This is a genomic window from Terriglobales bacterium (genome assembly GCA_035937135.1).
In the GTDB taxonomy this organism is placed as follows: Bacteria; Acidobacteriota; Terriglobia; order Terriglobales; family Acidobacteriaceae; genus DASYVL01.
The window spans coordinates 1-6,492 of sequence record DASYVL010000185.1; the positions used below are offsets into that span (position 1 = coordinate 1).

A 6,492-nucleotide genomic window follows, 5' to 3' on the forward strand; every position below is an offset into this window, starting at 1 on the left:
GAGTCGCTCAACCGCTGGAAAGCGAGCGCGTGTATCTGTCAATCTTCCGAGCGGCAGACGTCAAACGAGCCCAAGGTGATAAGGCTTACCAGCCCAAGCCTGTCTATTACACGCACCACGAGAGTTGGTGGACTTACCGGAAGTCGCATCACATGGCCATGGAAGATGCGCTGAAGTTTCTGGCGCAGGCCCCCGCCGACGGTGAGTCGCCAGATACCTCGGAGGGTTCACAGAAAAGCGCCGCACCGAGTGATTCCCAGCAGACAGGCACGGTAACAGTGACTTCTGCACCTGACGGGGCTGATGTGTACGCCGATGGGGCCTTCGTGGGAAACGCGCCAGCGATCCTCAGACTGAACGCCGGAAAGCACAGGGTTCGAGTTGCTATGCAGGGTTACAAAGGTTGGGATCGAGAACTCACCGTGCAGACTGGCTCACAGTTGAATGTCAAAGCGGTCCTAGAAAGGGAGAATTAAGGGAACGTTCGTAAGTCATCACGTTGACGTTTCCCCTTCCCGCCCGTCGTTGTATCCTGTCCCACTGATTCCCATCCATTTGGAGGCCTCCATGCGACACCCACTTGCGGCAATGACCCTGTTCCTTCTAACCACATGGCTCTGCGCCACCGCGCTCGCCGCCAGTAAAGAAGCCGCGGCGCCAGCGACGGGAAACAGCGCCACCGCCGCAACTCAAGCCCTGCACAAGCTCTTCGCCGCCGAGTGGGACTACACCATGCAGGAGAACCCCACCTGGGCCTCTCAGCTCGGCGACCGCCGCTGGAACGACCGCTGGGACGACAGGAGCCTGGCGGCCATCGAGCGCAGCCACCAGCACGGTCTCGCGGTGCTGGATCAGCTGAAGCACATCGACCGCGCGCAGCTCTCCGCGGCCGACCAGCTCAACTACGACCTCTTCCAGAAGGACTACGAGCGGGACGCCGCCGAGCACAAATACCAGTGGTACCTGGTGCCGCTGAACCAGCGCGGCGGGCCGCAGACCGACAACGAGATCTCCGACCTGCTGCGCTTTGACACGGTTAAGGACTACGACGACTGGCTGGCGCGCCTCAAAGCCTTCCCCGCCTACCTCGACCAGAACATGGACCTGATGCGCGAGGGAATCAAAGTCCGCATGGTGCATCCGAAAATCATCATGCAGCGCATCCCAGCGCAGATCGACAAGCAGATCGTGAACGACCCGGCCGAGAGCCCCTTCTACAAGCCCTTCCGCGAGTTCCCCAAATCCATCCCCGCTGCCGACCAGGAGCGCCTCCGCGCCGCGGCGAAGCAGGCCATCGCCGAGGGCATCGTCCCTGCGTTCCAGAGGTTCAAGAAGTTTTTCACCGAGGAGTACTACCCTGCCTGCTTCGACCAGGTGGGCGCATGGCAGATGCCCATGGGCCAGGAGATGTACGCCGCCCGCGCCCGCCGCTTCACCACCACCAACCTCACGCCGCAGCAAATTCATGATCTGGGACTGAGCGAGGTGGCCCGCATTCGCGCCGAGATGCAGGGCGTGATGGACCAGGTGGGCTTCAAGGGCTCGCGGCAGGAGTTCTTCACCTACCTGCGCACCGATCCCAAGTTCTATTACAAGACGGGCGACGAACTGCTGGAGGCCTACCGCGCCCTGGCCAAGACCATCGATCCCAAGCTGGTGAAGGAGTTCAAGACCTTGCCGCGCACGACCTACGGCGTGGAGCCCATCCCGGACGCCGTCGCGCCCGATACCACCACCGCCTACTACAAGCAGCCCGCCGCCGACGGCTCGCGCGCTGGCACCTTCTACGTGAACCTCTACAAGCCGGAGGCGCGCCCCAAGTGGGAGATGATGGCGCTCTCCCTGCATGAGAGCGTCCCCGGTCACCACCTGCAGATCGCGCTGGCGCAGGAGCTGGGCGAGATTCCCAACTTCCGCCGCTACGGCGGCTACACCGCCTTCGCCGAGGGCTGGGGCCTGTACGCCGAGTCCCTGGGCGAAGACATGGGCCTGTACAAGGACCCCTACGACAAGTTCGGCCAGCTCACCTACGAGATGTGGCGCGCCGTCCGCCTGGTGGTGGATACCGGCATGCACACCATGAAGTGGGACCGGAAGAAGGCCATCGACTACTTCATGGAGAACGCTCCCAAGCAGGAGCTGGACGTGGTCAACGAGATCGATCGCTACATCGCGTGGCCCGGTCAGGCCTTGGCCTACAAGATCGGCGAGCTCAAGTTCAAGGAGCTGCGCGCCCGCGCCAAAAAGGAGCTGGGCGACCAGTTCGATATCCGCGAGTTCCACGACGTGGTGCTGGGCTCGGGCGCCGTGCCGCTGGATATCGTCGAGCGCAACGTCGACAACTGGATCGCGGCCAAAAAGAAGGCGGCGGCGAAGCCGGCAGGGAAGCCCGCGGCGAAGAAGGCTCCGTAAGCCTGTGCGTTTTGTTTTCTACATCCCGAGCGCGGCGAGGGAGCCCTATCCCCTTGTGTGGCGCTCACAGTTGTCATCCTGAGCCCGCCACGACGGGCGAAGGACCTTGCGTTTCGTCGAGCCGGGCACGGACGCTGATGGCGTTGCGCTGAGCTATTCTGAGCAGGTGCCTCTCTACCCCCTCCCTCGCTCCTTCTTCTCCCGCAATCCGCGCCGCGTCGCCCGCGACCTGCTGGGCAAACTCCTCATCCGGAACCGGGGAAAGAAAGTGCTCGTAGGCCGCATCGTCGAGGTCGAGGCCTACCTGGGCAAGGGCGATCCCGCAGCGCACGCCGCCGCCGGAGTAACGGCGCGCAACCGCGTCCTCTTCGGCCCGCCCGGACACGCCTACGTCTACTTCATCTACGGGAACCACTTCTGCCTGAATGTCTCCTGCCAGCCGAAGGGCGAGGCGGGATGCGTCCTCATCCGGGCGCTCGAGCCACTGGGGGGTCTCGAAGAGATGGCGCGGGCGCGCGGCCTGCGCTCGGACGATGGCAGAGCCGCAAGCAAGAAGCTGACCACCGGCCCCGGCCGCCTCTGCCAGGCGATGGGCATCACCCGCGCCCGCGACAATGATAAGGACCTGACCTCGCCGCGCTCCGGCCTCTGGATCGCCGAAGACGGCTTCAGCCCACGGCGCATCCGGCGCACCCCGCGCATCGGCATCAGGAAGGCAACCACGGAAAAGCTGCGCTACATCCTCGCGGGAAGTGAATGTGTTTCTAGCTAGATTTTCTCCGTGGTGAAGACCTATCGTCCGGCCAGCAGGATGTTGTCGATGAGCCTTGTCGAACCCACGAACGCTGCCACCGCCACCAGCGCCCCGCGCGAGACCTCCGCCACCGGGTCGAGCGTTTCGTTGTCCACGATCTCCACGTAGTCCACGCGCACCGCGGGTTCTTCGCGGAAGACGCGCTGTGCCGCGTCAATGAGCGTCGCCGCCCGGCGTTCGCCCTTCTCTGCCAGCGACTGCACCTGCATCAGCGCGCGATGGAGCACGGTGGCCGAGAGCCGCTGCTCGGCGTCGAGGTAAGCGTTGCGCGAGCTCATGGCCAGCCCGTCCGCCTCGCGCACGATGGGGCAGACGGCGATCTCGACCGGCAGGTTCAGGTCGCGCACCATCTTGCGGACGATGACCGCCTGCGCCGCGTCCTTCTGGCCGAAGAACGCCAAATCGGGGTGGACGATGTTGAAGAGCTTGTTGACCACCGTGGTCACGCCGCGGAAGTGCCCCGGGCGCGAGCGCCCGCAGAGCTTCTCGCTCAAGCCTTCCACGGTGACGAAGGTAACCGCGCCCTTCGGATACATCTCCTCGACGCTGGGCGCGAAGAGAAGGTCCACGCCCGTGGCCTCCAGCATCTCGCTGTCGTGCCCAAAGCTGCGCGGGTATTTGGAAAAGTCCTCGCTGGGACCGAACTGCGTGGGGTTGACGAAGATGGATACGGCGACGGCGTCGCATCTTGCCCGCGCCGCGCGCACCAGCGAGAGGTGTCCTTCATGCAACGCGCCCATGGTGGGGACAAATCCCAGGCGCTTGCCGCCGCGGCGCGCCTCGGCGCAGGCAGCGCGCATCTCGGCGATGGTGTGGAGGATTTTCATCGGGTGGCTCTTGGTTGTGTGGATGCGGCCGACCCGGCCGCGTCATGCGGGCGAGGTCGCCCGCGTCCACACGGTCCCTTTACCTTGCCATCGCTCTCTTCCGCACCGAGATCTGCTCCAGCGCCGACTGCGTCTCCTTAGGCAAGTGGTAGGACTCCTCCTCCGCAGGGTAGCGTCCGCTCTCGACGTCATCCTTAAAGTCGCGCGCCGCCTTCGAGATCGCGCCCGCCACGTCCGCATAGCGGCGGACGAACTTGGCCGGCGGCGCAAACGTCAGGTTGAGGATGTCGTGCAGCACCAGCACCTGGCCGTCGCAATCCGGTCCCGCGCCGATGCCGATGGTGGGCGCCGAGACCTCGGCGGTGATCATGGCCGCGACCTCGCGCGGGATGCCTTCGAGCACCATGGAGAAAACGCCGGCGCGATCGAGCGCCACCGCGTCGCGCATCAGTTGCTCCACCGCCGCCAGGGTCTTGCCCTGCACCTTGTAGCCGCCCATGGCGTGGATGGATTGCGGCGTCAGCCCGATGTGTCCCATCACAGGAATCTCGGCGTCGAGCAGCCGCTGGACCAGTGCCACGCGCTTGGTGCCGCCTTCGATCTTCACCGCCTCCGCGCCGGCTTCCTTGACGAAGCGGGCGGCGTTGCGCACCGCTTCCTTCTTCGAGATGTGGAAGGAGGCGTATGGCATGTCGGCGATGAGCAGCGCGCGCTTCACCCCGCGGCGCGCGGCGCGGGTGTGGTGCAGCATCTCTTCCATGGTGACGGGCAGGGTGTTCTCGTAGCCCAGCATCACCATGGCGAGGGAGTCGCCCACCAGGATCGTGTCCACGCCGGCCTCATCCACCAGGCGCGCCGAGGCATAGTCGTAGGCGGTCAGGCAGGTGATGGGCTCCCGCCGCTGCTTCTTTTCTTGAATGGTTTCGATTGTGACCTTGGGACGAGAGTCGCCCCGAGGCTTCTCGGAAGTGAGGCTCACGGTTCCTCCAGTGCAGTTCCGCCTAGGCGGATACCGCCTGTACAAGGCCCATTCTACCCCTAACAGGATTGCTGCGCGACTCCGTCCGGCGCTGCAAGACCGGAAGCCCAGGCCCGCAGGGCCGGCATAGATTAGCCCAGGGCGTGAGCCCTGGGAACCGTGCCCAGAAAACGCGGAAGCCCCGGAGGGGCGGCACAGAGAATCGCCTAAGAGGGATTACGCGCTGGCGGCTTCTGACGATCCCAGCGGCAGGAAGTACTGCGTGCCTTTGATGGGCTCGGTCAGGCGGCGGAGCAGCTCCTGCAAGTCCTCGTGGCGGTCCACGAAGTCGATGTCCGAGGTGTTCACCACCAGCAGGTCCGAGGCGGAGTAATGGAAGAAGAAGTGGTCGTAGGCCTTGGCCACTTCCTCGATGTAGTCGTCGCTGATGGAACGCTCGTCGGGGGCATTCTTTTTCTTCAGCCGCTTCTTCAGCACCTCGGGCGTGGCTTGCAAATAGATGACCAGGTCGGGCGTGGGCAGCTGCGCGCGGAAGTGCTCGTAGTAGCGGTTGTAGATGACCAGCTCGGTGTCGTTGAGGTTGAGGCAGGCGAAGAGCTTGTCTTTTTCGAAGATGTAATCGGCGACGATGGTCTTGCGGGTGTTGGGCCCCACCTCGAGCGCCTTCAACTGCTCGAAGCGCTGGATGAGAAAGGCGAACTGTGCCTGATAGGCGGCTCCGGGCTCGCCCTCGTAGAAGGCGCCGAGGAAGGGATTGTCTTCCGGCTCGCCCACGCGCTGCGCGTGCAGCCGCTCGGCGATGATCCCCGCCAGCGTGCTCTTGCCCACGCGGATCGGACCTTCGATGGCGATGTAACGGGGCAGCTCGAAAAAGTTGGCCATGACCCTCGACGACTCAGGGCAGCATATCCCGCAATCGCCGCCCGCACAATTGCGGGATGAGTAAACGGTGCAGCACTCAACAACCCGCCATCATTACTCAGCCCGGCCGCTGTTTACCGAATGCGGATGGCTGAATGCTGAGGGCTTCTTTACAATCGGTGCGATGCTGGAAGCAGCGATTGGCGGGGCGGTGGCGCTGGCAGGCGCCGCGGGTGCCATCTCCTACGGCGCGGTCAGCCCGCGCTCGCAGCTCTTTGGCAGGACCTTCGTCGCCGCCGGCCCCGGCTCGCGCCAGCTTGCCCTCACCTTCGACGACGGTCCCAACGACCCGCACACCCTGCGGCTGCTCGATGTGCTGGCCAAACACGGGGTGAAGGCCACCTTCTTCATGATTGGGCGCTTCGTGGCCGAGCGACCGGAGATCGCGCGCGCCGTCGCCCAGGCGGGACACGTCATCGGCAACCACACCTACACGCACTCCAACCTGTTTTTCGCCTCCAGATCGGGGCTCGCCCAGGAGCTCGACGACTGCGAGCGCGCGCTCGCGGACGCGGTGGGCGAGCACTCCAAGCTCTTCC

At 64.6% G+C, this 6,492-nt stretch carries 7 protein-coding genes; 4 read left to right on the forward strand and 3 right to left on the reverse strand.

Annotation, left to right across the window (positions count from 1 at the left end):
- The 3 genes from VGQ94_10740 to VGQ94_10750 all read left to right on the forward strand — a co-directional run.
- Positions 1–476: PEGA domain-containing protein (locus tag VGQ94_10740; protein HEV2022986.1), on the forward strand; the 476-nt coding region annotated here is incomplete at its 5' end.
- Positions 477–588: 112 nt separating this feature from the next.
- The gene (locus VGQ94_10745) at positions 589–2,412 is read left to right on the forward strand and encodes a DUF885 domain-containing protein (protein ID HEV2022987.1); all 1,824 of its coding nucleotides are present in this window, start codon (positions 589–591) and stop codon (positions 2,410–2,412) included.
- Between the two features lie 166 nt (positions 2,413–2,578).
- Complete coding sequence (locus VGQ94_10750; GenBank protein ID HEV2022988.1) at positions 2,579–3,184, forward strand: DNA-3-methyladenine glycosylase; 606 nt, start codon at positions 2,579–2,581, stop codon at positions 3,182–3,184.
- A 20-nt stretch (positions 3,185–3,204) separates the two neighbouring features.
- Here VGQ94_10750 and panC read toward each other — a convergent pair whose 3' ends face one another.
- The 3 genes from panC to VGQ94_10765 all read right to left on the reverse strand — a co-directional run bounded on the left by panC (position 3,205) and on the right by VGQ94_10765 (position 5,914).
- A complete protein-coding gene (panC, locus tag VGQ94_10755) occupies positions 3,205–4,053 on the reverse strand; it encodes a pantoate--beta-alanine ligase (protein ID HEV2022989.1) in 849 nt (282 codons plus the stop codon).
- Between the two features lie 79 nt (positions 4,054–4,132).
- The gene (panB, locus tag VGQ94_10760; protein HEV2022990.1) at positions 4,133–5,032 is read right to left on the reverse strand and encodes a 3-methyl-2-oxobutanoate hydroxymethyltransferase; all 900 of its coding nucleotides are present in this window, start codon (positions 5,030–5,032) and stop codon (positions 4,133–4,135) included.
- A 216-nt stretch (positions 5,033–5,248) separates the two neighbouring features.
- Complete coding sequence (locus VGQ94_10765) at positions 5,249–5,914, reverse strand: deoxynucleoside kinase (protein HEV2022991.1); 666 nt, start codon at positions 5,912–5,914, stop codon at positions 5,249–5,251.
- 163 nt (positions 5,915–6,077) lie between these two features.
- Here VGQ94_10765 and VGQ94_10770 point away from each other — a divergent pair.
- Positions 6,078–6,492: polysaccharide deacetylase family protein (locus VGQ94_10770; protein ID HEV2022992.1), on the forward strand; the 415-nt coding region annotated here is incomplete at its 3' end.

Excerpts from the sequence above, each read along its gene's own strand:
- VGQ94_10745 (HEV2022987.1), top strand. The coding sequence starts at position 589 with ATGACCCTGTTCCTTCTAACCACATGGCTCTGCGCCACCGCGCTCGCC.
- panC (HEV2022989.1), bottom strand. The coding sequence starts at position 4,053 with ATGAAAATCCTCCACACCATCGCCGAGATGCGCGCTGCCTGCGCCGAG.
- VGQ94_10765 (HEV2022991.1), bottom strand. The coding sequence starts at position 5,914 with ATGGCCAACTTTTTCGAGCTGCCCCGTTACATCGCCATCGAAGGTCCG.